We start from the raw sequence: 26837 nt of genomic DNA, 5'->3' as shown, positions 1-26837 counted from the left end.
GGTGGTGGGGGGGTGGTCATGGTTCTCCGGGTGGGTGGGCGGCCCCGGGCCCGCCGGGCTCCGGGGCCGGGCCTGTCGGGCCGACAAGGAGGCGGAGGGGTTGGTCGCCCAGTCCCTCAACGCCGAGTCGATGTACACCGAGTGGCGCCACCAAGTGCGCGACGGACTGCGGCAGCTTCAGAATCGCTCGGCGCCGTTGTTCCGTGAGACTCGGCTCTTCCGCGTGTACTCAGCGACCTTGGTGCCGGGACTGCTCCAGACCGAGGGCTACGCGGCGGCTCTGCTGAGCACGATCGCCGATTTCCGCGGGCTCCCGGTGAACGACGGTGCCGAGGAGGCGGCCCGCGTGCAGCGCTCCCGCGTCATCCACGAGACGGGGCGCCGCGTCGTGCTCCTGGTCGAAGAGTCAGTGTTGTACCACCAGGTGGGCAACACCGACGCAATGGCAGCCCAGTTGGGGTACTTGCTGACCGCCGGGGCTCTCCCCGCCGTGTCGCTGGGTGTGATTCCCAAGACGGTTCGGGAGCGAAAGCACTGGCCGATCGAGACATTTCACGTGTACGACGACCGCCTCGTGTCGATCGAACTGGCCTCCGCCCGGGTAAGGATCACCCAGCCTGACGAGATCGCGCTCTATCTCAAGGCATTCGAGCGCCTGCGGGAGATGGCTGTGTACGGCGCCGCGGCGCGGGCGCTCATCGTGCGGTCCATCGAGGCGCTGGGCTGACCCTCGTCCAGGTGGAGATGGCCACAGGAGACGTTCCACGTCTATGACGAAGAGCCGGTGTCGGTGGAAGCCGTCCCGGCGGAGGTGAGCATCACCCATCCCCACGAAATCGCCCTCTACTTCACAGTGTTCGATCGGCTTAGGGAGATGGCCGTGTACGGGTAGCTGGACGCGGACGTCGTCGTCTCATGGGTGACGCTCGCCGTGGACAGCCCGGCGCAGGCGGCCGGGGCGATCGGTGCGGATGCGCGGAGGACGGCCGGTGGGCTGTCCGGGCGGGCGCGGCGGCGGGCGCTGTCCGGGGTGGACGGCGGCGGGCGCATAGGGGCCGTCGCCGTGTTGCACCGGGGGAGGTGTGCGGGCGGGCGTGGGAATGCGGCGCGGTGTGGGGGTACCCCAGACTCCGTCCGGCGGTGGTGGGGCGTGCGGGGGCGCGTTGCCCGGTGCTCGCCGGGGAGGCGGTCGGATTCGTGTGAGGGCGGCGGTCCGCCGCAGGACCGCGCGGCTAGCATCGGTCCTGAGGCCGATCCGGTCCGATCCGGTCAGGTCCGGTCCGAACGAGCTGGGCAACGAGCAGGACACCGGGCAAGGCAACGTACGAGGCAACGGGCAAGGCACCGAGCATGGATGCAGATTCCGCGGCTGCGGGCACTCCGAGCGGTGATGCGGGCAGTCCGAGTGGTGAGGGGATCAGCCTGCGGCAGTTGCTGATGGCGCTGGGGGAGCCGTTGGTGACGTTGCAGGCGGCGCCGGTGGGGCTGGATGTGGTGATCCGGAGTGTGGCGCTGCTGGATCCGGAGGATCCGGCGGTGGCGCGGGCCGGGGAGCTGGTGCTGGCGATCGGGGCGCGCGGGCGGGCGGCGTTTCCGGCGCTGCGGGCCGGGGGGCGGGACGGGGCCGCGGCGGTGGCGGTGAAGCTGGACACGCCGGAGCAGGCGGCGGCGCTGCGGGAGACCGCCGTGGAGGCGGGGGTGGCGCTGCTGTCCGTACGGGCCGACGCGCGCTGGGACCAGGTGGACGCGCTGGCGCGGGCGGCGCTGGAGGACGTGGCGTCGGGGCGCAACGGGGAGGGCGGGGACGAGGGGGACCTGTTCGCCCTGGCGCAGACGACGGCGGTGCTGACCGGGGGGATCGTCAGCATCGAGGACGTGGCGAACCGGGTGCTGGCCTACTCCCGGTCGGCCGACTCCGCGGAGGTCGACGATCTACGGCGGCTGTCGATTCTGGGGTGGCAGGGGCCGGAGCCGTATCTCGCGCGGCTGCGGAAGTGGGGGGTGTTCCAGCGGCTGCGGGCCTCCGACGACGTGATCCAGATCGAGAGCCATCCGGAGCTGGGCATCCGCCGGCGGCTGGCGGTGGCGATCCGGGCCGGGGAGCGGCAGCTGGGGACGATCTGGGTGCAGGAGGGGTCGACGCCGCTGAGCGAGCGGGCGGAGCAGGTGCTGACCGGGGCGGCGCGGGTGGCGGCGCTGCATCTGGTGCGGCGCCGGCGGGAGCTGTCCGCGGATGTGACGCTGACCCGGACGCTGTCGGCGGGGCTGCTGGACGGGAGTACGGGGCCGCAGCCGCTGGCGGCGCATGTGGGGCTGGACGTGGCGCGGCCGGCCGTGGTGCTGGGGTTCTCGTACGGGGCCGCCGGGGCGCCCGAGTCGGAGCTGACCCGGGCCGAGGTCGGCAACCTGATCTCGGTGCACACCGCGGCGCGGCACCGCAGCGCCCTGGTCACCCAGGCCGACGGGCGGATCTATGTGCTGCTGCCGCAGCTGCCGCGGAGCATCGACGTCGGGACGTTGCGCGGGTGGGGGCAGGAGATCGCGGACGCGGCGCGGCGCCATCTGGGGCTGGAGCTGCGCGGTTCGGTGGGCTGCGTCGTACCGGGGCTGGGCGGGGTGCCGGAGTCGCGGCGGGAGGCGGACCGGATCCTGGACGCGATGGTGAGCGCGGGGGTCGGCACCACCGTCGCGGCGCTGCCGGACATCCAGGCCGAGGTGCTGGTGAGCGAGGTGCTGGCGCTGATCTCCGCGCATCCGGACCTGCGGGATCCGCGGTTGAGCGCGCTGCTGGCGCACGACCGGCGGCACCAGGGGCGGTTGGCGGAGTCGGTCCTGGCGTATCTGAACGCGTTCGGGGACGTGCGGGCGGCGGCCGAGCATCTGCATGTGCACCCGAACACGCTGCGGTACCGGATCCGGCGGGCGGAGGCGCTGACCGGAATCGATCTGAGCCGGCCGGATCAGCGGCTGCTGGCGATGCTCCAGCTGCGGCTGCCGGGGGAGGGGTGAACGGTGTCGCGCAGTGGTGCCGGGTGGCCCCCCGTACGCCCTGCTCCGCCCCCGTACGCCCGGGCTCCCGGGCGCCGATTCTCCTAGAATGAGCATGGTGTTTGCGCCACTGGGGCAACGGTCTGCAACGGGCTGGCGATGAGATGACCTCGGAGACGGACCGGCCGGAGCGGCCGGGCGACGGGGCGGGCGGCAGGGTGGGCGACGGCGGGGACCGGGCGGCCTGGGACATAACCATGGCGGCCGTGGCCGAACTGGACGCGCGGGGGACGGTGGTCGCCTGGACGCGGGCGGCGGAGCGGCTGCTGGGGTATCCCGCGGGTGAGGTGCTGGGGCACGGAGCGCTGGAGCTGCTCGCCGTGGCGGGCGATGCGGAGCGGGCGGCGGCGGTGGCGCGGTGGTGCCGGGCGGGGGACGGCTGGAGCGGGTCGGTGGCGGTGCGCCACCGGGACGGCCGCGCGGTGCAGCTGGCGGTGCAGGTGTCCCGGGTGGCCGGCATCGCGGAGGCCGGTACGGAAGGTGCCGGTACGGCGGATGACGGTGAGCCCGATGACGGCGCGGGCCGCGGCGGCGAGCGGTGGGCGGTGCTGGCGCTGGAGGAGTGGCGGGTGCCGGGGGGCGGGGTGAACCAGCTGATGCTGGAGCCGTTCCTGGCGCAGGCGCCGGTCGGGATGGCCGTCCTGGACACCGAGCTGCGCTATGTCTGGGTCAACGACGTGCTGGAGCGGCTGATACCGCTGGAGCGGCGGCTGGGGCGGACGGTCGGGGAGGTGCTGCCGCCGGAGGAGGCGGCGGCGTTCGACGAGCGGATGAAGCGGGTGCTGGCGACCGGGGTGCCGGTGATGGACTACGAGTTCCGCAGCCCCACCTACGCGGACCCGACGCAGGAGCGGGCGTATTCCGCGTCGTTCTTCCGGCTGGCCGGCCCGCACCGCCGGAAGGCCGGGATCTGGTACATGGTCATCGACGTCACCGAGCGCTGGCGGGCCCAGGAGCGGCTGGCGCTGCTGAACGACGCCAGCGCCCGGATCGGCAGCACGCTGGACGTGACGCGGACCGCGCAGGAGCTGGCCGACGTGGCGGTGCCGGCGCTGGCCGACTTCGCCGCCGTCGATCTGCTGGACTCGGTGCTCCGCGGCGAGGAGCCGGTGCCGGGGCCGGTCGACAGCACGCCGACGATGCGGCGGTCGGGGCAGCGGTCGGTCCGCGAGGGGTGCCCGGAGGCGGGGCCGGCGGTGGGGGAGGTGGTGCGGCGGGCGCCGTCGTCGGCGGTGGCGCGCTGTCTGCTGTCGGGGGAGCCGGTGGTGGAGTCGCAGCTGGCCGCCGGCAGTTCCTGGATGACCGAGGATCCGCAACGGGCCGATGTCGTCAGGGAGTTCGGGTTCCGGTCGATGATGGTGGCGCCGGTGCGGGCCCGGGGCGTCACGCTCGGCGCGGCGACGTTCGTACGGTCCCGGCGGCTGGGGCCGTTCGCGGCGGACGACGTCCGGCTCGCCGAGGAGCTGGTGGCGCGGGCCGCCGTGTGCATCGACAACGCCCGGCGGTTCACCCGCGAGCGCACCGCGGCCCGGATGATGCAGCGGAGCCTGCTGCCGCACGCGCTGGCCGGCGGTTCCGCGCTGGACGTGGCGTCGTGGTACTACCCGGCGGACGCGCCGAGCGGGGTGGGCGGCGACTGGTTCGACGTCATCCCGCTGTCGGGGGCGCGGGTCGCGCTGGTCGTCGGGGACGTGGTGGGGCACGGTATCGACGCCGCGGCCACCATGGGGCGGCTGCGGACGGCCGTGCGGACGCTGGCCAACCTGGACCTGCCGCCCGACGAACTGCTGGCCAGGCTCGACGACTTGGTCATCGGGCTCATGGAGACCCGGCGGGACGGCGGGTCGGCGGCCGGCGAGGACGACGGCACCCCGGCCACCCCCATGGGGTTCATGGGCGCCACCTGCCTCTACGTCGTCTACGACCCGGTCAGCAGGCGCTGCACGATGGCTCGCGCCGGCCATCTGCCGCCCGCGGTCGTCGCCCCGGACGGCACCGTGGCGTTTCCGGACCTGCCCGCCGGGCCGCCGCTCGGCCTGGGCGCGCTGCCCTTCGAACCGGCCGAACTGGAACTGGCCGAGGGCAGTTTGCTGGCGCTCTACACCAACGGCCTGCTGCAGACCGGCGATCGGGACCTCGGGGTCGGGATGTCCCGGCTGAGCCGGGCCCTGGCGGCGCCCGGGGCGACGCTGGAGGAGGTCGGCCGGAACGCGGTGGCGGCGCTGCTGACCGGGCCGCCGTCCGACGACGCCGCGCTGCTGCTGGCCCGTACGCACGCGCTCGGCACGGGCCAGGTCGCCTCGTGGGATCTGCCCACCGACCCGGCGGTGGTGGCGCGGGCCCGTGCGCTGGCCGGGCGGCAGCTGTCGGTGTGGGGGATGGAGCCGCTGCTGTTCACCACCGAGCTGGTGGTCAGCGAGCTGGTCACCAACGCCATCCGGCACGGCGGCGGGCCGATCACGCTGCGGCTGATCCGCCAGGACGCGGCCCTCATATGTGAGGTGTTCGACACCGGGAGCACGGCACCGCATCTGCGGCACGCGCGGACCACGGACGAGGGCGGGCGCGGGCTGCTGATCGTCGCGCAGCTGACCCGGCGCTGGGGGACGCGGTTCACGGCGAACGGGAAGATCATCTGGGCGGAGCAGGGGCACCGGGACGCGCTGAAGGACGCCGCGGCCGTCGTGCTGTGAGGGCGCGGTCGTGGTGCTGTGGCGCCGCGGTCGTCGTGCCGTGAGGGCGCCGGGGGCGGCGGCGCCCGCCCGCGGCGGGGCGCCGCGCATTGGCCGGTCGGACAGCCCTGGCGGCTGAGTTTGTCGGCCCGCACAAATACCTCGCCGCACGGCGGCACATACGCTTGCGCAAATCCATTCCGGACGTGATGCGGCTCTCACCTCCCCAAAGGAGGCGGAGCACAAAGCGCGGGACACGAGGCCACCGCACCGCGCGGGGCCGACGCCAGGACCGCGCCATCCGAAGACCGTGGCCCCGAATGCCGCCGTTTTCGCGCCTGGCATGCCCCTCCGACGAAGTCATGGATATCGAGATGACCTCACCTCGCCCTGCCCCTGTGGCGTCTCCTCCCACCGACGGCACGCACGGCGGCCCGGCCACACCGGACCCCGGTGCGTCCCCGGGCCTCAAGTCCGGCCTCAAGAACCGCCACCTGTCCATGATCGCCGTCGGCGGCGTGATCGGCGCGGGCCTCTTCGTGGGGTCCGGATCGGGCATCGCCGCGGCCGGCCCCGGCATCCTGCTGTCGTACGCGCTGGTGGGCATGCTGGTCGTCTTCGTGATGCGGATGCTCGGGGAGATGGCCGCGGCCAACCCGACCTCCGGGTCCTTCTCCGCGTACGCGGACCGGGCGCTGGGCCGCTGGGCCGGCTTCTCGATCGGCTGGCTGTACTGGTTCTTCTGGGTCGTGGTGCTCGCCGTCGAGGCGACCGCCGGCGCGGCGATCCTCACCAGCTGGGTCCCGGCCGTCCCGCAGTGGGCCTGGGCGCTGATCGTGATGCTCGTCCTGACCGCCTCGAACCTGGCCTCGGTGGCCTCCTTCGGTGAGTTCGAGTTCTGGTTCGCGGGCATCAAGGTCGTCGCCATCGCCTGCTTCATCGTGCTGGGCGGGCTGGCCATCGCCGGTGTGCTGCCCGGTTCGGGCCACGCCGCGAGCGGCTTCGGCAACCTCACCTCGCACGGCGGCTTCCTGCCGCACGGGCCGAGCGCGATCCTCACCGGTGTCCTGATGGTCGTCTTCTCGTTCATGGGCAGCGAGATCGTCACCCTCGCCGCGGGCGAGTCCGAGGACCCGCGGGGCGCGGTGACCAAGGCCACCAAGAGCGTGATCTGGCGGGTCGGCATCTTCTACCTCGGCTCGATCCTGGTCGTGGTCTCCGTCCTGCCGTGGAACGACCCGTCGATCGTCAAGAAGGGCTCGTACGTCGCCGCCCTGGACGCGATGGGCATCCCGCACGCCGGCCAGTTCATGAACGTCATCGTGCTGACCGCGGTGCTCTCCTGCCTCAACTCCGGCCTCTACACGGCCTCCCGGATGGCGTTCTCGCTGGGGCAGCGCGGCGACGCCCCCCGGTCCTTCGCCCGGACGAGCGCGCGCGGCGTCCCGCAGACGGCGATCCTGGCCTCGGTCGTCTTCGGCTTCGTCGCGGTCGGATTCAACTACCTGTGGCCGAAGACCGTCTTCCAGTTCCTGCTGAACTCGTCGGGCGCGGTCGCGCTCTTCGTCTGGCTCGTCATCTGCTTCTCGCAGCTGCGGATGCGCGGCATCATCCTGCGCGAGAACCCGGAGAAGCTGGTCGTGCGGATGTGGCTGTTCCCGTATCTGACCTGGGTGACGATCGCGATGATCTCGTTCGTGCTGGCGTACATGCTCACCGACGGCAGCGCCGGCGGCGGACGCATCCAGGTGCTGCTGTCGCTGCTGCTCGCGGTGATCGTGGTCGGCATCTCGCTGGTACGCGACCGGCTGGGCGCCCGCGCGAACCGGGACGCCGTCGCCGGCTAGCCGCTGGTCAAACGCCCGCATCCCGTCCCGGTGGAGCCTCGCGCACCACCGGGACGGCGGTGTTCCGGGGGTGCCCACACCGCGTGAACGGCCTTCTACGGCAAGTGAATTGTCGGGATCTATGCCTTTGCCTGAATTTTCACGTATGACCCTTGTTGGGACTATTTGGGCGACGTAGCCTCGGAGATGTCGCGGCCGGAGAGATCCGAATCGCGGACCCGAAACGATGCGGATGGCCGCGGCGAAGCTCCGATCACAGGAGGCGGAGATGGCTTTCCGGGTACTCAACCACGGCGGAGGCTGCGGCGGCTGGGGCGGTTGGCGCTTCGGCGGACGCGGCTACGGCGGACGCGGAGGTTACTTCTTCGGCGGACGCGGCTACGGCGGACGCGGAGGTTACTTCTTCGGCGGACGCGGCTACGGCGGACGCGGAGGCTTCTTCGGCGGACGCGGCGGCCGTGGCGGCCGGTAATGTTCGCACCCCAGAGTTAGAGGCAGGCCCGCGTCTTGGCGCGGGTCCGTCTCATGACCTGGGGCCCGTACCGTCCGTAGTTCCCCGATGACGGATCCGCGGTGACGCGGTGACGTGACGGCCATGCATCTGCGCAGCGCACGCCGCAGTCCAGGGCCGAGGGCGGCCCCCGAACCGCCGCCGACGGCCCAGGGACCCGTGCACCCCGCGCCGGAGGCCGTCCCCCCGGCGCCGGAGACCGTCCCGGCAGCGCCGCAGGCGACCGGCCTGTCGACCGACGCCCCGATCCTCACCCGCCACGTGGGCGCCGCCGAGGCGTTCCGCCGCTTCTGGCCGCTGACGCGGGGCGACCGCAAGTGGATGCTGCTGATCGGCCTGTTCGCCGTCATCGCCGCGCTCGCGGAGACGGTGGCGATCCTGCTCTTCGCCCGCCTCACCGACGGCGCCCTCCAGAAGGGGTCGGTCAGCGCCTTCTGGACCCCGGCGGGCCAGTGGCTCGCGGTGGCCGTCGCCGGCGCCGTGGTGGGTTATCTGGGCGACTCTCTGGCGGCCTGGACCGCGGAGCGCTTCCTGCTGCGCCTGCGGGCCCGCGTCTTCGCCCACCTCCAGACGCTGCCGCCGCACTTCTTCCAGCGCAACCGCCGCGGCGACCTCGTCGAGCGGCTGACCGGCGACATCGACGCCATCGAACACCTCGTGATCTCCGGCCTGCTGGGGGCGTCCACGGCCCTGTTCAGCGCCCTCTTCTACGGCGCCGCGGCGCTCTGGCTGCGGTGGGACCTGGCGCTCGCCACCTTCGTCGCGGCCCCGATCTTCCTCGCCGCCACCCGCCGCTTCACCAACCGGCTGCGCACGGTCTCCCGCCGGGTGCGCGCGGCGGACGGCGCGGTCACCTCCGTCGTGGAGGAGGCGCTCGTCAACGTCGTGCTCACCCAGGCGTACAACCGGCAGCGCGACGAGGAGGCGCGGCTGGCCCGCGAAGCCGGCCGCTTCCTGCGCGCCTGCGTCACCAGCGCCCGGCTCAACGCGCTCTACGGCCAGCTCACCGAGGTCCTGGAGACGATCTGCGTGCTGGCCGTCATCGGCCTGGGCGCCTGGGAGATCTCCCAGGGCCGGATGACACTGGGCCAGCTGCTCGCCTTCGCCGCGTTCATCGGCTACCTCTACCCGCCGATCCGCTCCCTGGGCAGCCTCGGCCTGACCGCCACCGCCGCGACCGCCGCCGCCGACCGGCTGCTGGAGATCCTCGACGCCGACCCCTCCGTCACCGACCCGCCGCCCTGGGCCACCACCCGCCTCGCGCACCGCGCACGGGGCGCGCTACAGGCCGACCGGGTCAGCTTCAGCTACCCCAACTCCCTGCACCGCGCCCTCAGTTCACTCTCCTTCGCCACCGGCCCCGGCGAGTTCCTGGTCGTCACCGGCCCCAGCGGCGCCGGCAAGTCCACCCTGGCGGCCCTCCTGCTGCGCTTCTACGATCCGGACGCCGGCACCATCCGCCTCGACGGAGTCCCCGTCAACCGCCTCCCGCTCGCCCAGCTCCGCAGCAGCATCACGCTGCTGCCGCAGCAGACCCTGGTCCTCCACGACACCGTGGAACACAACATCGCCTGTGGCCGCGACGACCCCGTCCCGACCCACGACGACGTGGTCCGCGCGGCCCGGGCGGCCGACGCCGACTCCTTCATCACCGCCCTCCCCGACGGCTACGACACCGTCATCGCCCCCGCCACCACCGGCCTCTCCGGCGGCCAGCTGCAGCGCATCGCCATCGCCCGCGCGATGCTCCGCGACGCCCCCGTGCTGATCCTCGACGAGCCCACCACCGGCCTCGACACCCTCGCCGCGCAGCGCATCCTGACCCCGCTGCGCCGCCTGGCCGAGGGCCGCACCACCCTCGTCATCACCCACGACCTGGACCTCGCCGCCGACGCCGACCGGGTCCTCGTCCTCAACCGCGGCCGCCTCGTCGAATCCGGCACCCACCGCCAACTCCTCGCCCGCAGCGGCCTGTACGCGACGCTGTTCGCGGCGTACCCGCAGACGCGGGACGGGGCGGTGCACTCCCGCTGACCGGGTCCCGGGCGCCGCGCCCGTCGGCGTCCGGTGTCACCACCCGCCCTGCTCCAGCGACAGCTCGGCCCAGATGATCTTCCCCTCCGGGGTGTAGCGGGTGCCCCAGTTCTGGGTGAGCTGGGAGACGAGGAAGAGGCCGCGGCCGCCCTCGTCCTCGTCGGCGGCGTAGCGCAGGTGCGGGGAGGTGCTGCTGGTGTCGGAGACCTCGCAGATCAGGGTGCGGTCGTAGAGCAGGCGCACATGGATCGGGCCGGTGGCGTAGCGGATGGCGTTGGTGATCAGTTCGCTGATGACCAGCTCGGTGGTGAAGGCCGCCTCCTCCAGGCCCCATACCTCCAGCTGCCCGGTGATCGCGGCCCGGGCGTCCGCGACCGCCGCCGGGTCGGACGGGACGTCCCAGTGCGCGATGCGGTCGGGCCGCAGGACGCGGGTGCGCGCGACGAGCAGGGCGATGTCGTCGCGCTGGCGGTCCGGGAGCAGGGCGGCGAGCACCGCGTCACAGGTCTCGTCGGGCGTCCGGCCGGGATGCGCGAGAGCGGCGGCGAGCGTGCCGAGCCCGCCGCTGATGTCCCGGTTGCGGCCCTCGACGAGGCCGTCGGTGTACAGGGCGAGGCTGCTGCCCTCGGCCAGTTCCAGGTCCACCGCCTCGAACGGCAGACCGCCGAGGCCGAGCGGCGGTCCGGCGGGCAGCTCGGGGAACTCCACGGTGCCGTCGGGGCGGACCAGCGCCGGCAGCAGGTGGCCCGCGCGGGACATGCTGCACACCCCGCTGGACGGGTCGTAGATCGCGTACAGGCAGGTGGCGCCGGTGACCACCGCCTCCTCGTTGCCGGTGGCCGCCTCCTGGTCGATGCGGTTGACCAACTCGTCCAGGTGGCTGAGGAGTTCGTCGGGCGGCAGGTCCAGGGTGGAGAAGTTCTGCACCGCGGTACGCAGCCGGCCCATCGTGGCGGCGGCGTGCAGCCCGTGGCCGACCACGTCCCCGATGACCAGGGCGACCCGGGCGCCCGGCAGCGGGATGACGTCGAACCAGTCGCCGCCCACCCCGGTCTGCGCGGGCAGGTAGCGGTGGGCCAGGTCGAGGGCGTTCTGCTCGGGCAGGCCGCGCGGCAGCAGGCTGTGCTGGAGGGTGACGGCCATGGTGTGCTCGCGGGTGAAGCGGCGCGCGTTGTCGATGCACACGGCGGCCCGCGCCGCCATCTCCTCGGCCAGTGACAGGTCGCCCTCCTCGAAGAGCGGGGTCTCCTGGGTGCGCCAGAAATTGGCGATCCCCAGAAGGACGCCGCGCGCCTGGAGCGGAACGGTGATCAGGGACCGGCAGCCGTGGTTCATCACCTGCCGCAGACGCCCGGAATCCTGGGTGAGCCACTCCTCGGCGGCCTCCAGGTCGGAGACGAGCACGGGCTGCCCGGTGACGAAACCGGCGGCCATCGGCGTGATCGCCGGGTACCGGTGCAGCTCGCCGGCCCGGTAGAGGGGACTGTCGTCGCGGATCCCGGCGACCGCCACACGGCGCAGCTCCGGCGCCTCGTGGTACGCCCCCGAGGGCGGCTCCTCGCCGCTGAGGACGGGCTCCGCGAGGTCGACCGTGGCGTAGTCGGCGAACCAGGTCAGCGCGACCTGGGTCAGCTCCTCGGCGGTGCGCCGCACGTCCAGGGTGGTGCCGATGGCCACGCTCGCCTCGTACAGCAGCCGCAGCCGGCTCTGCGCGGACTCCGCCTTGCCCGCCAGGGCCAGCAGCTCGGTCGAGTCCCGCAGCGTGGCCACGCTGCCGGGCGGGCCGCCCCGGCGGTCGGTGGGCCGGTTGTTCACCGCCAGGAGCCGCTCTCCCACCTGGAGCACCTCGTCGGTCGCCGTCCGCCCGGAGACCAGCAGCTCGGTCGTCCGGGGGGCGAGCCCGAGATCGGTGACCCGGCGGCCCTCCACGTCCGCGGCCAGCCCGAGGAGGCGCCGCGCCTCGTCGTTCGCCAGCACCACCCGCCCGTCCGCGTCGACGATCAGCACCCCCTCGCGTACGGCGTGCAGCACCGCGTCATGGTGCTCGTACATGCGGGTCATCTCCACCGGCCCGAGCCCGTGCGTCTGGCGCCGCAGCCGGCGGCTGGCCAGTGCGGTGCCGGTCGTGGCGAGCGCCAGCGCGGCGGCCCCCGCGGTGAGGACGACCGGCAGCTGCCGGTCGATCGCGCTGCTGACCCGGCTGACCTTGATGCCCGCCGACACCATGCCCACGACCGCGCCCTTGGCGTCCATGACCGGGACCACCACCTGCGCCTCGTGGCCGAGGGGGCCGTACACGCTCTCGGTGGTGATGCGGCCCTGCAGCGACGGCCCGATGGTGCCGACGAAACGCTTCCCGATCTCCTGCGGCTTGGGGTGCGTGTAGCGGATGCCCTGCCGGTTCATGACGACGATGAAGTCGACCCCGCCCTGCTTGCGCGCGGCCTCGGTCAGCGGCTGGAGCACCTTCGAGGGGTCGGGCCCGCGCATGACGTTCACCAGCCCCGGGCTGTGCGCGAACGCCTCCGCCGCGGCGAGCGAGCGGTCCCGCGCCCCCTGGAACCGGTCGCTGCGGGACTGCACCAGCAACGTGACCACCGCCGCCACGACGAGCAGCACCACGATGAGGATCTGGAGCACGAACATCTGTTCGGCGACGCTGCGGGAGCCCGTCACCGACCGCAGCCGCCGCCCTGCCGACGGCGACCACGAAAAGCGGCCGGATTTTCGGGCCATGCCCCATATGTACCCCGTGCGCTGTGCGTCCGATACGCACCACGCCGGGATATCGCATGACTGTACGACGTATCGGGGCCACGCGGGGGCCTGCGGCCGCCCGGGCGTGTGGAACGGGCGGCCGGCCGACCAAGTGGTCGCGATGAGCCCGGCCGGTGCGGCCGGCCCGTCCGTACGGGATGAGCCCGGCCGCCGCGGCCGGCCCCGTCCGTACTGTCCGGCATCGCGGCGCTACTCCCTGTGCGGGGAGGTCGGGGCGTGGAGGCGGGCCGCCCGGCCGGTCGGGAGCACGGTGCCGGCGACCGCGCCCCTCCGCTCTGGCTTGTTCACGGTTTACGTGGCACCCTGCCGGCGCCCGTCCCCGGCGGCCCGCGCGCCCTGCGGCGCCGCGGGCCGCCAGGGGCCGCCGGTGAGCCGATGACGTGGACGTCCCGACGCGGACGTTCCGACCGACAAGGAGACGGCCGTGAGCGAACCCCATGGCGGTGAGCGTGAGACCGCATCGCACGAGGAGATCCTCAGGAAGCAGCACGCGGCCCGCGGCCGGAGCGCCATCGACCGCGCGACGGCCCTCTGCCGCTTCGTGGGGATAGCGGACGACGACGCGCGAGCGGTGCCGACGAGCCCGACCGCGAAGGCGGCCAGCGCGGTGCGCCTGTCGGCCCGGGCGCTCGCGCACGCGTCGGAGCTTCCCCCGGACCCGGCGGCGGACGCCCGTTGTGCGCGAAACGCCGCCGCGGCGGCGGCCGTTGCCGCCAAGGTCGCACAGTCCCACGCGGGCCCCGGCGACCTCGCGGACGCGGCCTACCGCGCCGCCGTCAGCGCCTCCCTGGCCGGCGGATACGCGGCAGGGCAGCCGGCGATGGGCCGCGACGAGGCGCTGAACCGCAAGGCGGACGCGGACGAGGCGGCGGCCGTCGCGGCGGCCGAGGCGGCGGGCTGGATGTAGCTCGACGGCCGGGAGGGGGCGCCGCCGGCGCCGTGCGCGTGCTGGTCATGACGGCGTCCGACCCATCGGGCGGGCCCTAGAAGACGACGGCGTCGAGCGACCAGCACTGCCAGCTCATGGCGAAGAGCGCCGTGGCGGATATCAGCGCCATCATCAGGTTCTGCCCCTGCTCGGCCCAGTCGTGGATCATCAGCACGAGGTAGACCAGGTTCAGGGCGAGGCCGGCCACGAGGGCCGCGGGGGTCAGCAGTCCGGCGATCAGGCCGAGTCCCAGGGCCAGTTCCGCGTAGGCGACCACGTACGCCATCAGCCGTGGGCGGGGCTTCACGACGCGGTCGAAGCCCTTGCGGACCACCGGCCAGCGGTGCTGGTCGGCGATGCCCGCGGCCCAGGTGATGCCGCTGCCGGCGAACCAGCTCTTCTTGTCCTTGTGCCGCCAGCTCTCCAGCCACCACAGCCCGAGGCCGATGCGGAGAACCGCGAACCATTCGGCGCCGGTGAGCCAGATCGTGTGCATACGGGCCGTTCCTCTCAGCTCCGGGGTGGGCGCGGCGGGTGCGGCCGCCGGCATAACTGATGGCTCGTCAGTTCAGCGGAGGGGGTGCGATCGCGCAAGGGGGCGAGTTGCCGGGCTTCCCTTGTGGTTGCAGGGGCGAACCCCTAGCCTCCGCACGAGCAGAACTGATGGTTCGTCAGATTCGGCTTGGCGGGACTCACCGGTACGGGAGTTGGGGGTACGGCGTGACCAGCGGAAAGAGCGGCAGCGGAGAGCTTCCGAAGATCATCAGCGTGGACGATCACGTGATCGAGCCGGCGCATCTCTTCGAGACCTGGCTTCCGGGCAAGTACCGCGACCGGGGCCCGAAGCCCTTCACCGCCGGCATCGGCGAGCTGAAGTACGTGGGCGGCAAGTACCGGTTCACCACGGACCCGGACGGCCAGATCACGGACTGGTGGGAGTACGAGGGGCTGTTGTTCCCGTACAAGCGCATCATCGCGGCCGTCGGCTTCTCCCGCGACGAGATGACCCTCGACGGCATCACCCGGGACCAGATGCGGCGCGGCTGCTGGGACCCCGGGGCGCGGCTGGCGGACATGGACGTCAACCACGTCGAGGCGTCGCTCTGCTTCCCGACCTTCCCGCGCTTCTGCGGCCAGACCTTCGCCGAGGCGCAGGACAAGGAGGTCGGGCTGGCCTGCGTGCGGGCGTACAACGACTGGATGGTGGAGGAGTGGTGCGGGGACAGCGGCGGCCGGCTGATCCCGCTGTGCCTGATCCCGCTCTGGGACGTCGGCCTCGCGGTCGCCGAGATCCGGCGCAACGCCGCCCGCGGCGTCCGGGCGGTCACCTTCAGCGAGATCCCGACCTACCTGGGCCTGCCGTCCATCCACTCCGGCTACTGGGACCCGTTCTTCGCGGTCTGCGAGGAGACCGGGACGGTGGTGAACATGCACATCGGGTCGTCGTCGCAGATGCCGGCCGCCTCCCCGGACGCCCCGCCCGCCGTCCAGGCGTCGCTCTCCTTCAACAACGCCATGGCCTCGATGATGGACTTCCTCTTCAGCGGGGTGCTGGTGAGGTTCCCGCGGCTGAAGCTCGCCTACAGCGAGGGGCAGATGGGCTGGATCCCGTACGCCCTGGAGCGGGCCGACGACGTCTGGGAGGAGCACCGGGCGTGGGGTGGGGTGAAGGACCTGGTCCCCGAGCCGCCGTCGACCTACTACTACCGCCAGATCTTCTGCTGCTTCTTCCGCGACCGGCACGGCATCGAGGCGATCGAGACGGTAGGGGTCGACAACGCGACCTTCGAGACCGACTACCCGCACGTCGACTCGACCTGGCCGCACACCAAGGACGTGGCGGCCGACCACGTGGGCGACCTCCCCCGGGACGTGGCCTACAAGCTTCTGCGCGGCAACGCGATTCGTATGCTGGACCTGCCGTTCGACCGTGATCGGGCGGCTGTCTGACCATCGTCCGGGCCGACGTGGGCCGCGATGGGGTTCCGGGGGCGCGGGCCCTCGGCGCGGCGGTTCGCGGACCCGCTGAGAGGCGATCGGATGAGCGACACCATGAGCGAGGCCCTGGTCACCCTCGGCCGCGGGTATCTGCGGGACGCCCCCGGTGTGCTGGGAAAGGCGGAACTGGCGGAACGGTTCCTGAACGCGCGGCTGCGGGACCGTCCGCGCCGGCGGGTCGTACGGACGCGGTTCGGCGCCCGGATGGCCGTCGACACTCAGGACCTCATCCAGCGCTACATCTACCTGTTCGGCCTCTGGGAGCCGCATCTGACGCACTGGCTCCGGCGCCGGCTGCGCCCCGGCGACACCTTCGTCGACGTCGGCGCCAACATCGGCTACTTCAGCCTGCTGGCCGCACAACTGGTCGGCGAGCGGGGCGGGGTCGTGTCGATCGAGGCGACGCCGGCGTTCCACCGCAGGCTCCGGCGGCACGCCGAGCTGAACGGGCTCACCCGCATCCGCGCGCTCAACGCCGCGGTCTCCGACGCCCCGAGGACGCTGACCTTCATCCTCGCCAGCAACCACAACATGGGTGCGGCCAGCATCGTGCCGTACGAGGGGCCGGCCGAGGCCACGTTCGACGTCGAGGCGTACCCGCTGCCGGACCTGCTCGCACCGGAGGAGGTCGCCGCGGCCCGGGTGATCAAGATCGATGTGGAGGGCGCGGAGGGGGCGGTCGTACGGGGGTTGAAGCCGCTGCTGCCACGGCTGCGGCCGGACGCCGAGATCACGGTGGAGGTCACCCCCGAGCGGATGGAGCGGCTGGGGGACTCGGTCGGGGAGCTGATGGAGACGATGCGGGAGCACGGGTTCCACGCCTACCGGCTGGCGAACAGCTACGCCGCGGGGAGCTACCCGGCGGCGGTGCGCGGGCCGGTGGCCGCCCCGGTGCGCTGGCGGGGGCCGGTCGTCGAGGAGAGCGATCTGGTCTTCTCGCGGGTGGACGCCGAGGAACTGCCGTAGCGGCCGGCGGCGGCTCGTACGCCCGTTACGCGCCGCGCCATCCGGTACCGGTCCCTCCCCTCGTGGGGACCGCTACCGGATGGCACAGGCGACGTCGATCCGCGCCGCGGTGGCGTGGATCGCGGAGGGCCGGATCCGTGGTCGACGTGAGCGGTCCGCGGGGGACCGGCGCCATGGATCCCTCGGCCTCATGAGCCGAGACGTCGCCACCGGGTCATGAACTCCGGAGGCGGTGGCCGAGAACACGTGTGGGGGGCGTGTTTCCGAGTGCTGAGCTGCCGGCCCCTCCGGGTCGTTCCCGGTGAGGTGCCGCTGAGCTGCGATCCTGCCAGCTGCGGGCCCGGCCGAGGAGGTTCCGGTTCCGGGCCCCCTGCTTCGCCGCAGGTCAGCCGGTTAAGGTGACTTTTCCGGTCCGGATGTAACAGGTGCGGGGGAGTAAAGGGGTGGAGACCTTGAGTTCCGACTCAGGGGCACGCACAGCCTTCGCGGAACGTCTTGCGCTGCTCTACAAAGAGGCGGGCAACCCGCCGCTCAAGCAGGTGGCCGAGGCGGTCGTCCGGCTCTCGCGGGTCGACGAACGAGGGCGCCCGGTGCGGGTGTCCGTGCAGCGGATCAGCGACTGGCGGCGAGCCAAGAACGTGCCCGCACAGTTCGCCGCGCTCGCCGCGGTGCTGCACGTCCTGATTCCCCAGGCGCGGCGCCAGCGGCCCGTTCCGGTGTCCGCGGGCCTGTACGACGTGGCCCACTGGCAGCGGCTGTGGGAGCGCGCGGTCGCCGGCCCGGTGGGCGACCGCGCCGCGCCCTCCGGACAGGAGGAGGAAGGCCCGCCGGCCGACGCCCCGGCCGTCCCCGGTGTGTGCCCGTACCGGGGGCTGGCCTCGTACCGCCGGCAGGACGCCCGGTGGTTCTTCGGCCGGGAGCGGAGCACGGAGGCCCTCGTCGCCCAGCTGCGCGCCGCGGAGAAGACGGGCGGCCTGGTCATGCTGGTGGGCGCCTCCGGGGCGGGGAAGTCCTCCCTGCTGAACGCCGGTCTGGTGCCCGCGTTGCAGAGCGGTGCTCTCGGCGACGACGGGGACGGCCAGGGGAGGGAGGTGCTCCAGCTCGTGCCGGGAGGCGACCCCCTCGGGGAGCTGGGCCGCCGGATCCCCGAACTCACCCCCGTCATCACCGCGGCGGCCGAGCAGCCCGGTACCCCGCCCGACCCGCACGCGGTGCGGGAGGCCACCACGGCATGGGCGCGGCGCGGGACGCCGTCCGCCGCCCTTCCGGTCCTGCTCGTGGACCAGTTCGAGGAGGCGTTCACCCTCTGCTCCGACGAGGCGGCCCGCCGTACCTTCATCCAGCTCCTGCACGCCGCCTGCACACCCGCCGACCCGGGCGACCCGGCCCCGGTGCTCGTCATCCTGGGCATACGGGCCGACTTCTACGAGCAGTGCCTCGGCCATCCCGAACTGGCCGACGCCCTCCAGCACCGGCACATGGTGCTGGGACCGCTGACCGCCGCGGAGCTGCGCGAGGCGGTGAACGGCCCGGCCAAGGCCGTGGGCCTGGAACTCGAACCGGGGCTCGCGGAGCTGATCGTCCGTGAAGTGAGCGCCGACGGCCCCGGCGGGGCGCACGACGCGGGGGTGCTGCCGCTGCTCTCCCACGCCCTGCTCGCCACCTGGCAGCGGCGGAAGGCGGGGCGGCTGACGCTGGCCGGATACCGCGCGGCGGGCGGCATCCAGGGGGCGGTGGCGGCGACCGCCGAGCGGGCCTGGTCCGGCCTCGACCCGACGGGGCGCACGGCCGCGCGGCTGCTCCTGCTGAGGCTCGTCCGGCTCGGCGAGGACACCCAGGCCACCCGCCGGCGGGGGACGCGGCGCCAGCTGGCGGAGGAGTCGACCGACCCCGGCAAAACGCAGGAATCGCTCGAAGCGCTGGTGCACGCCCGCCTGGTGACCCTCGACGCGGAGGCCGTGGAGATCACCCATGAAGCGCTGCTGCACGCCTGGCCGCGGCTGCGCGACTGGATCGACGAGGACCGCAACGGCAACCTGCTGCGGCAGCGGCTGGAGGAGGACGGCCGGGCCTGGGAGGGCTCGCACCGCGACCCGTCCCTGCTCTACCGCGGTTCCCGTCTGGAACAGGCCCGCACCTGGGCGGAATCCGCCGGCGACACCTTCCTCACCCGCAGCGCGGTGGAGTTCCTCGCCGCCTCGGTCCGGCTGCGCCGGCGTACGGTCTGGCTCAGCCGCGGCGCGGTGGCGGCGCTGGTCGTCATGGCGATGCTGGCCGCCGGCGCGGCCGTGGTCGCGTGGCAGCAACGGGACGACACCGTCTTCGAGCAGGTGCTCGCCGAAGCCGACCGCGCCCAGTACACCGATCCGTCCCTGTCGGCGCAGCTCGACCTGGTGGCACACCGCCTGCGGCCCGGCGACCAGGGCACCGACAACCGCTTGATCTCGATCGTGAACGCGCCGCTGGCCACGCCGCTGGCGGGCCACACCGGCGCGGTCTACCTCACCTCGTTCAGCCGGAACGGGCGGCTTCTGGCCACCGCCAGCTACGACCGGACCGTCCGGCTGTGGGACGTGTCCGACCGGGCGCGCCCCAAGCCCCTGGGCACGCCCCTCACCGGCCACACGAGCTGGGTGAGCACCGCGGTCTTCAGCCCGGACGGCACCACCCTCGCCAGCGCCTCGGACGACGGCACCATCCGGCTCTGGGACGTACGGGACCCGTACCACCCCCGCCCGCTCGGTGCCCCGGTCACCGGCCACGACGGCACGATCTACCTGCTCGCCTTCAGCCCGGACGGGCACACCCTGGCCGCCGCCGACGAGGACCACACCGTCCGCCTGTGGGACGTGGGCGACCCACGCCGGCCGGCCCCGCTCGGCGCGCCGCTGACCGGCCCCACCGCCGCGGTGCGCTCCGTGGCGTTCAGCCCCGACGGCCGGACGCTGGCGGCCGGCGGCGACGACGCCGCGATCAGGCTGTGGGACGTGGCCGACCGGAACGCTCCCCAGCCGGTCGACACGGTGCTGACCGGCCACACGGCCACCGTGCACTCCGTGGCGTTCAGCCCGGACGGCCGGACGCTCGCCAGCGGCAGCGCGGACAACACCCTCCGCCTCTGGAGCACCGCCGACCCGAGTCACCCGGCGGCGATCGGCGCGCCGCTCACCGCCCACACCGGGCCCCTGTGGTCCGTGGCCTTCAGCCCGGACGGGAACATGCTCGCCGCGGGCAGCGCGGACAGCACCGCGAGCCTGTGGAACGTCAGCGACCCGGCCTACCCGTCGCAGGTCGGCGAGTCCCTCGCCGGCGGCAGCGGCGAGATGTACGCGGTGGGCTTCAGCCCCGACGGGCGGACCCTCGCCACGGGGAGCGGCGACAGCAAGGTCCGGCTGTGGTCCATCCCGACGTCGAACATGGTCGGCCGGATCGGCGCGTTCCGCCCGGACGGCCGGGTGCTCGCCACCGCCGCCCCCGACCGGAAGGTCCGGCTGTGGAACGTGCAGACGCCCGAGCGGCCCGTGGCGCTGGGCGAGCCGTTCCTGCCGGGGCAGGGCAACGTCTACGCGCTGGCGTTCTCCCCCGACGGCCGCACCCTCGCGGTGCGCACGGGAAGCCCGCGCCCCGCGGTGCAGCTGTGGAACGTCACCGACCCGGCCCGGCCGGTCCCCTACGGGCCGCCCCTCCCGCTGCCGATCCGCTTCGCGGGCCCCGACACCGTGGCGTTCAGCCCGGACGGCCGCACCCTGGCCACCGCCTACGACGACTACACCGTCCGGCTGTGGAACATCGAGGACCCGGCCCGCCCCCGTCCGCTCGGCCCCCTCCTCACCGGCCACAAGGGCTATGTCAACACCCTCGTCTTCAGCCCGGACGGCCGGACACTGGCCAGCGGCAGCGCGGACGACGCCATCCGCCTCTGGAACACCGCCGACCCGGCGCACGCCACCCTGCTCGGCACGCCTCTCACCGGCCACCTGGGACCCGTCAACGTGCTCGCCTTCAGCCCGGACGGCCGGACGCTGGCCAGCGGCAGCGCGGACGACACCGTCCGCCTCTGGAACACCGCCGCCCCCGGCAGGGCGACCCGGCTGGGCTCCCCCCTCACCGGCCACACCGAAGAGGTCGTGTCACTGACGTTCAGCAAGGACGGCCGCACCCTGGCGAGCGGCGGCAACGACAACACGGTCCGGTTCTGGAACGTCGCGGCCCCCGACCGGGCCGCCCCCATCGGCCAGGCCGCGAGCCCCAGCGCCAAGACGGGCAACTTCCTGGCGTTCAGCCCCCAGAGCCACATGCTGGGGGTGTCGAGCGGTGCGGGCACCGTCCGGCTGTGGAGCCTGGACACCGACACGGCGATCCGCCGCATCTGCTCCACCACGCGGGGCGTGCTGACGCCGGACAAGTGGCATGAGTACCTGCCCCATCTCTCGTACGAGCCCCCGTGCGACGCGTGACGAAGCCGGGGTCCGGCCCACGCTGGACGTGACCCCGGTCACAACTTCACCCCGCAATGCGGCAGCTGACTCCCGTCACGCAGGCAGCCTTGCTAGGGTTGATCACAGCCCGATCGCTGGTGCATCCCCCGTCGCCAGCGATCGGGCCTTTTTCTGCCCGAACGCCCCTCGCCGCCGCCCGCGAACTCCCCGTCGGGCCACCCCGACCAGGGGACGTACCGGGGCACTCCGGGTCAATCCATGCCGGGATAGCGCCAGTTGAGGTCGGCGAGCCGGCGCGCCCGCGCCTCCACCACCGCCATGCGGGCGGCGCGCTCGGCGGCGTCGGTGTGGGATGCCTGCCCGGTCGCCTGCCCGGGCCACTTCCGGTAGAGGAGGCCCACCTCGGCGGAGAACCAGCCGCGGCTGACGGCGTTCAGCGCCAGGAGCAGCCCGGTGTCCTCGGAGGCCGGGAGGGCCATCCAGCCGCCGAGGGCGAGGAGCAGGTCACGGCGGACGAAGAGGGTCGCCGGGTGGACCTGGGCGAGGAAGTCGTGCGCCTTCCAGAAGTCGAGGACGGCACCGCGCTCGATCGGGCCCGGCTCCGGGTCGCCGTCGAAACCGGCGGTGGAGCCGTCGGGGAGGAGGTCGAGGACGCGGGAGGTCGCCCAGCCGATACCGCGGTCGCCTTCGAGCGCCGCCAGGTCCCGGGCCAGCGTGCCGGGCGGCAACTGGTCGTCCGCGTCCAGGACTTTGACGTACTCGCCGTCCGCCTGCGCGAGGGCGATGGTGCGCGCGACGCCCGGACCGCCGGGGCGGCCCTGCCGGAAGGTCACCCGGGCGTCGTCCGGGACGTACCGGGCGACCTCGCCGCTCGTGCCGTCCTCCTGGATCACCCAGTGCCACTCCCACCCGTCGGGGAGTTCCTGCCGGGTGAGCGATGCGTGGGCGTCCGGCAGAAACCGCGCGGAGGGCGCGTGGACGGCGGTGACGACGATGATGCGCCGGCGCACGGCTCACCACCTTTCCAGGGGAGTGGTGAACAGCAGTTCCGTACGGTCGCCGGGCAGGACGAGGTCGGTGACGTCCACGACGCGGCCGTCGGTGGCGTACGAGGTCTTCCGGAGCACCAGGACGGACGTCCCGGGCGGCAGCTCCAGCTCCTCGGCCTCCTCCGGCATCGGCGGGCGGGCGGTGACGCGCTCCTCGACGCGGTCCAGCTCGATTCCGACGGAATGGAACTGGCTCTGCGTACCCCCCGGCCACGGCTCCTTGGTCTCGTCCAGCAGATCGGGGTTCGACGCGATCATGTCGCGCACCAGGTAGGAGGTCACCAGGCTGAAGGGCGCGCTCTCGGTGGCGTGCCGCGTCCGGTAACTGCGTTCGAGAAGCGCCGCACCCTCGCGCACGCCGAGCGCCGCGGCGAGATCGGCACGCGCCGGTATCTCGCGATAACGGGCCCGGAAGACAAGGTCGTTCACCTTCAGCCCCGTGTCGTGCTCGGTGGCACCGGTCATCGCCCGCTGCGCCACCGGCGCACGGGCCCGGTCCTTCTCCCACTGGTGCCGGAGGTTGGTCCGCCGCGCGAGGGTGCGCTCACGGCGGACGAAGTTGCCGATGCCGTGCCGCTTCTCGATGAGGCCCTCGTCCCGCAGCGCGCGCAGCGCCTCCCGGACGGTCGGCACACTGCGCCCGAACCGCTCGGCGAGCTTCGTCTCCGCCGGCAGCCGGTCGCCGGGCCCGAGCCGACCCGCGCGGATGGCGGTGCGCAGCTCGTCCGCAATCCGCTCGTACGCCACTGCCATGGAAGCTCACCGTTCCGCCGAATACCTCCAGGCTACGACTCCTCATGAGGAGTTGACGACCGCGGGGCTCGCCCCTCCTGGAGGGGCAGTGCGGCGACGAAGCGGGCTCCGGCGGCCGGTGGGGTCTCGCCGAGAGTGAGGGTGCCGTGGTGGTTGTGGGCGATCTCGCGGGCGATGGCCAGGCCGAGGCCGGTACCGCCGCTGGTGCGGTTGCGGGAGGCGTCGAGGCGGGTGAACCGCTCGAAGATCCGCTCGCGGTGCTCGGCGGGAATGCCGGGGCCGTCGTCGCGGACGTCGACCAGGGCGGTGCCGGCGGGGGCGGAGACGGTGACCTGGACGCGGCCGCGGGCGTGCCGCACGGCGTTGTCGAGGAGGTTGCGCAGCAGCCGCTCCAGCTGCCGCGCGTCGCCGTGGACGGTGACGCCGTCGCCCGCCGGGCAGTCGACCTGGACGGAGACGGAGACGGACGCGGGCGCGTGCCGGCGTGCCTGTGCGGCTGCCTTCCGGGCCAGGGCGCCCAGGTCGACGGGGTGGGCGGTCGACGGGGTGCGGTTGTCGAGATCGGCGAGCAGGAGCAGGTCCTCGATGAGCCGCTCCAGGCGTTCGGCGTCGCCGAGGGTGCCGCGGATGACCTCGGGCCAGTTCGTGCGGTCGGGGTAGTGCAGGGCCACTTCGAGGTCGGCTCGCAACGAGGCGAGAGGGGTGCGCAGTTCGTGGGAGGCGTCGGCGGTGAAACGCCGCTGCTGCTCGACGGCCTGTTCCAGCCGGTCCAGGGTGTCGTTGGTGGTGGCCGCCAGGCGCGCGATCTCGTCGTGGCGGGGTGGGACGGGCACGCGCAGGCTCAGGTCACGGCTGGTGATGGTGCGCAGGCGCTGCTGGATGACCTCCACGGGGCGCAGGGCCCGCGAGGCGGTGGTCCACACGATCAGGGCGACCAGGAGGACCGCCGCGGGAAGGCCGACGTACAGCACCTGGTCGACGGTGGCGACGGCCTCCTCGGCCTCCTGGGGGGTGACGAGGATGTGCAGCGTGAGGTTCTCGACAGGGGCGCGCGCCCTGCCGTCGAGCAGGCCCGGGCCGTGGAAGGCCGAGGTCACCACCCTGAAGTCGTGGTCGGAGAGTTCCCTGCTGCCGGCCGGGGCATCGTCGGCAACGGCGCCCAGGTGGAGGTCCTGCTCGATGGGGACGGTCGGTCCCGGCCGGTCGGGGAGCCCGTACAGCGGGGCGGGTACGAAAGGCTGCAGGTCGGGGTCGCCTTCGACGAAACGGCCCGCAGGGTCGACGATCACCCAGGTGTAGGGGGTCTCGAAGAGGACCTGGCCGCTGCCGTAGCCGTACTTGTAGCGCTGCTCGATGACGTCCAGGCTGGCTCTGGCCCGGTTGCGGATGTCGCCCATCTTCGAGGCGTAGACCTCGTGGCGGAGCCACCATGCGCCGGCGGTGAAGGCCAGGGCGGCGGTGAGGGCCGCGGCCAGGGCGGCGCGGAGGCGGATCGGCAGGCCCCTACCGATCATCGTCGACCAGCCGGTAGCCGACGCCGCGCACGGTACGGATGCTGCAGCGGCCGAACGGGATGTCGATCTTGCGGCGCAGCGCCCTGATGTGGACGTCGATGATGTTGCTGGCGGCCTCGTGATGGGCGTCCCAGACCTCTTCCAGCAGGTTGGCGCGGCTCACCACCTCTCCGGCCCGCAGTCCGAGGTAGGCGAGGACGGCGAACTCCTTGGCCGTGAGCTCGATCTCGGTCCCGCCGCGGCGGCACCGGCGGGTGGCCGGGTCGAGGTGCAGGTCCCCGATCTGCACGGCGGGCCGACGCACGGGGCCGCCGCGGCGGATCAGCGCCCGGAGCCGGGCCAGCAGCACCACGTAGGAGAACGGCTTGGCCAGGTAGTCGTCGGCCCCGGTGTCCAGGGCCTCCGCCTCGTCGTACTCACCGTTCTTGGCGGTGAGCATCAGGATCGGGGTGCGGACGTCCTCGCGCCGCAGCCGGTCGCAGACCCGGTACCCGTCCAGGCCGGGAAGCATGATGTCCAGGATGATCGCCTGGTAGGGCTGCTGCCGGGCCATCCACAGGCCGTGGCGGCCGTCATGGCACACGTCGACGGCGTAGCCCTCGCTCTCCAGGCCGCGGCGGAGCACGGAAGCCAGCCGCTCCTCGTCCTCGACCACCAGCACGCGCACTCCGCAATCGTCCCATGGGCGCGCATCCCCACATGAAGATCGCTTCATGCGGCTTCATCGCCGCTTCATGCCCGCCGGCCGACGGTGGACGCCCCCGCCCGCGTCCCGCAGGAGTGCCCGGTGTCCACCCCCGCCCCGTCCCGCCCCCGTCCGTCCACGGACCCGGCGCCGCCCCGCGGCGGTGACACCCACCGACGACACACGACCCGCCCCCACCTCCTGGCGGCACTGTTCCTCGCCGCCTACACCGCGCTGTCGGTCACCAGGCACCTCCAACTCCGGTCCACCGGCTACGACCTGGGCATCTTCGAGCAGGCCGTACGCGCCTACGCCCAGCTGCGCGCCCCCGTCTCCGAGCTCAAGGGCGCCGGCTACAACCTCCTCGGTGACCACTTCCACCCCATCCTGGCCACCCTCGCCCCGCTCTACCGGCTCTTCCCGACCCCGCTGACCCTGCTCACCGCCCAGGCCGCCCTGGTCGCGCTGTCCGTCATCCCGGTCACCCGGCTGGCGATCCGCACCACCACCCCACGGCTCGGCACCGCGATCGGCATCGCCTACGGCCTGTCCTGGGGCCTGCAGAAAGCCGTCGCCTTCGACTTCCACGAGATAGCCTTCGCGGTCCCGCTGCTCGCCTTCTGCCTGGAAAACCTGGCCCTGCGCCGCTGGCGCACCGCCGCCGCCTGGGCGGCGCCACTGGTCCTGGTCAAGGAAGACCTACCGCTGACCGTCACCGCGATCGGCCTGTACCTCCTGCTGTCCGGCCGCCGCCGACTCGGCCTTGCCGTATCGGCCTACGGCGTGCTCTCCGGCCTGCTGATCGTGCTGGTCGTCATCCCGGCCCTCAACCCCGGCGGCCACTACGACTACCTCAACACCGCCACCCAGGCCGCCGGCGATCCGCTCACCCGGCTGCTCCTGCCACCGCGGAAACTCGGCACGCTGCTCGCGCTGCTCGCCCCGACCGCGTTCCTGGCCCTGCGCTCGCCGCTGGTCCTCCTCGCGCTGCCCACACTCGCCTGGCGCTTCTGGTCGACGAACCCGGCGTACTGGGGGCTGGACTACCACTACAGCGCCGTCCTGATGCCCATCGTCTTCCTCGCCTTCGCCGACGCACTGGGCAGGCTGCACCGGCCCGAACCGACCACCCGGATCGTGGCCGTCAGTGTCACGGCGAGCCTGCTGGCTCTCCCCTTCCTCCCCCTGCGGGATCTGGCCGGCCCCGCGTGGCGACCCAGCCCCTGGGCCGGCGCGGTCCGCGAGGTCACGGCCGCCGTACCGGACGGCGCCGAGATCGCCGCCGTCAACCGCCTCGCCCCGCAGCTCACCTCACGGGCCCGCGTCCACCGCTTCCCGCAAGCCCTGGACAGCGGCACCAGGCCGGAGTGGCTGCTGATCAGCGACCCGGCCCGCGGCGGCCTGCCCGACTTCCCCTGGGAGCTGCCCCGCCTGCCGCAGATTCCCTCACTCGGCTACCGATTGGTCCTGGAGCGCTCCGGCATCCAGCTCTACCGGCTCGCCGACCGATGACCGGCCGGCCCCGTCACATCAGCCCCACGATCACGCGTCCGGTGCGGTACTCGGGCGGGCCCGGCGGGAAGTTCCGTCACCGGGCGGTCCGGCCGGAACGGAG

The 26837-nt window shown here is 73.2% G+C and carries 16 protein-coding genes and 1 pseudogene; 11 read left to right on the top strand and 6 right to left on the bottom strand.

Translation table 11 applies throughout. The features are described from left to right. Positions 1-67: 67 nt before the first annotated feature. The 6 genes and pseudogenes from GR130_RS38050 to GR130_RS38025 form a co-directional block, all read left to right on the top strand. Positions 68-727, top strand: a pseudogene (locus tag GR130_RS38050) (DUF5753 domain-containing protein); the annotation flags it as partial. Positions 728-1350: 623 nt separating this feature from the next. Continuing rightward, positions 1351-3009, top strand: a complete 1659-nt coding sequence (locus GR130_RS38045; protein ID WP_236573852.1) for a helix-turn-helix domain-containing protein — start codon at positions 1351-1353, stop codon at positions 3007-3009. 143 nt (positions 3010-3152) lie between these two features. Beyond that, on the top strand, positions 3153-5741 hold the full coding sequence (locus GR130_RS38040) for a SpoIIE family protein phosphatase (protein ID WP_159509047.1): 2589 nt from the start codon (positions 3153-3155) through the stop codon (positions 5739-5741). Between the two features lie 353 nt (positions 5742-6094). After that, positions 6095-7567, top strand: coding sequence for an amino acid permease (locus GR130_RS38035; RefSeq protein WP_201305116.1), 1473 nt, complete (start codon positions 6095-6097; stop codon positions 7565-7567). A 268-nt stretch (positions 7568-7835) separates the two neighbouring features. Continuing rightward, entirely contained in the window at positions 7836-8039 is a 204-nt protein-coding gene (locus GR130_RS38030) for a hypothetical protein (RefSeq protein WP_201305115.1), read from the top strand. A gap of 123 nt (positions 8040-8162) precedes the next feature. Continuing rightward, on the top strand, positions 8163-10112 hold the full coding sequence (locus GR130_RS38025; RefSeq protein ID WP_159509045.1) for an ABC transporter ATP-binding protein: 1950 nt from the start codon (positions 8163-8165) through the stop codon (positions 10110-10112). Positions 10113-10148: 36 nt separating this feature from the next. Here the strand turns inward: GR130_RS38025 and GR130_RS38020 are convergent, their stop codons facing one another. After that, positions 10149-12848, bottom strand: coding sequence for a SpoIIE family protein phosphatase (locus GR130_RS38020; protein WP_159509043.1), 2700 nt, complete (start codon positions 12846-12848; stop codon positions 10149-10151). 466 nt (positions 12849-13314) lie between these two features. On the opposite strand from GR130_RS38020, the gene GR130_RS38015 reads away from it, so the two are divergent. Further along, on the top strand, positions 13315-13797 hold the full coding sequence (locus GR130_RS38015; protein WP_159509041.1) for a hypothetical protein: 483 nt from the start codon (positions 13315-13317) through the stop codon (positions 13795-13797). A 76-nt stretch (positions 13798-13873) separates the two neighbouring features. On the opposite strand, the gene GR130_RS38010 is transcribed toward GR130_RS38015, so the two are convergent. Further along, on the bottom strand, positions 13874-14314 hold the full coding sequence (locus GR130_RS38010) for a DoxX family membrane protein (protein WP_159509039.1): 441 nt from the start codon (positions 14312-14314) through the stop codon (positions 13874-13876). Between the two features lie 224 nt (positions 14315-14538). Between GR130_RS38010 and GR130_RS38005 the strand changes: the two genes are divergently transcribed. From GR130_RS38005 to GR130_RS37995, 3 genes are all read left to right on the top strand, one after another. Beyond that, the gene (locus GR130_RS38005) at positions 14539-15768 is read left to right on the top strand and encodes an amidohydrolase family protein (RefSeq protein ID WP_159509037.1); all 1230 of its coding nucleotides are present in this window, start codon (positions 14539-14541) and stop codon (positions 15766-15768) included. A gap of 90 nt (positions 15769-15858) precedes the next feature. Then, positions 15859-16782 (top strand): FkbM family methyltransferase, encoded by a 924-nt coding sequence (locus GR130_RS38000; RefSeq protein ID WP_159509035.1) that lies wholly within the window; start codon positions 15859-15861, stop codon positions 16780-16782. 443 nt (positions 16783-17225) lie between these two features. Continuing rightward, on the top strand, positions 17226-21239 hold the full coding sequence (locus GR130_RS37995) for an nSTAND1 domain-containing NTPase (protein WP_159509033.1): 4014 nt from the start codon (positions 17226-17228) through the stop codon (positions 21237-21239). 233 nt (positions 21240-21472) lie between these two features. On the opposite strand, the gene GR130_RS37990 is transcribed toward GR130_RS37995, so the two are convergent. The 4 genes from GR130_RS37990 to GR130_RS37975 form a co-directional block, all read right to left on the bottom strand. Beyond that, entirely contained in the window at positions 21473-22231 is a 759-nt protein-coding gene (locus GR130_RS37990; protein WP_159509031.1) for a glycosyltransferase family 2 protein, read from the bottom strand. Positions 22232-22234: 3 nt separating this feature from the next. After that, positions 22235-23023 (bottom strand): GntR family transcriptional regulator, encoded by a 789-nt coding sequence (locus GR130_RS37985; protein WP_159509029.1) that lies wholly within the window; start codon positions 23021-23023, stop codon positions 22235-22237. Positions 23024-23055: 32 nt separating this feature from the next. Beyond that, positions 23056-24420 carry a sensor histidine kinase gene (locus tag GR130_RS37980; RefSeq protein WP_443043790.1) on the bottom strand — a complete coding sequence of 455 codons (1365 nt, stop codon included), beginning with the start codon at positions 24418-24420 and terminating at the stop codon, positions 23056-23058. Positions 24421-24526: 106 nt separating this feature from the next. Then, positions 24527-25204 (bottom strand): response regulator transcription factor, encoded by a 678-nt coding sequence (locus GR130_RS37975; protein ID WP_159509026.1) that lies wholly within the window; start codon positions 25202-25204, stop codon positions 24527-24529. Between the two features lie 120 nt (positions 25205-25324). On the opposite strand from GR130_RS37975, the gene GR130_RS37970 reads away from it, so the two are divergent. After that, positions 25325-26734, top strand: coding sequence for a DUF2079 domain-containing protein (locus GR130_RS37970; RefSeq protein WP_236573851.1), 1410 nt, complete (start codon positions 25325-25327; stop codon positions 26732-26734). Positions 26735-26837: the final 103 nt, after the last annotated feature.

Source organism: Streptomyces sp. GS7, from assembly GCF_009834125.1.
Taxonomy (GTDB): Bacteria; Actinomycetota; Actinomycetes; order Streptomycetales; family Streptomycetaceae; genus Streptomyces.
Note: the sequence above shows the minus strand (reverse complement) of the source record. Positions and strands in the feature narration are given on the sequence as shown.

Bases quoted from the DNA above. Each gene is read 5' to 3' on its own strand.
- GR130_RS38010 (WP_159509039.1), bottom strand. From the start codon at position 14,314: ATGCACACGATCTGGCTCACCGGCGCCGAATGGTTCGCGGTTCTCCGC.
- GR130_RS38030 (WP_201305115.1), top strand. From the start codon at position 7,836: ATGGCTTTCCGGGTACTCAACCACGGCGGAGGCTGCGGCGGCTGGGGC.
- GR130_RS38020 (WP_159509043.1), bottom strand. From the start codon at position 12,848: ATGGCCCGAAAATCCGGCCGCTTTTCGTGGTCGCCGTCGGCAGGGCGG.
- GR130_RS37985 (WP_159509029.1), bottom strand. From the start codon at position 23,023: ATGGCAGTGGCGTACGAGCGGATTGCGGACGAGCTGCGCACCGCCATC.
- GR130_RS38045 (WP_236573852.1), top strand. From the start codon at position 1,351: ATGGATGCAGATTCCGCGGCTGCGGGCACTCCGAGCGGTGATGCGGGC.
- GR130_RS37980 (WP_443043790.1), bottom strand. From the start codon at position 24,420: ATGGGCGACATCCGCAACCGGGCCAGAGCCAGCCTGGACGTCATCGAG.
- GR130_RS38025 (WP_159509045.1), top strand. From the start codon at position 8,163: ATGCATCTGCGCAGCGCACGCCGCAGTCCAGGGCCGAGGGCGGCCCCC.
- GR130_RS38035 (WP_201305116.1), top strand. From the start codon at position 6,095: ATGACCTCACCTCGCCCTGCCCCTGTGGCGTCTCCTCCCACCGACGGC.
- GR130_RS38000 (WP_159509035.1), top strand. From the start codon at position 15,859: ATGAGCGACACCATGAGCGAGGCCCTGGTCACCCTCGGCCGCGGGTAT.
- GR130_RS38040 (WP_159509047.1), top strand. From the start codon at position 3,153: ATGACCTCGGAGACGGACCGGCCGGAGCGGCCGGGCGACGGGGCGGGC.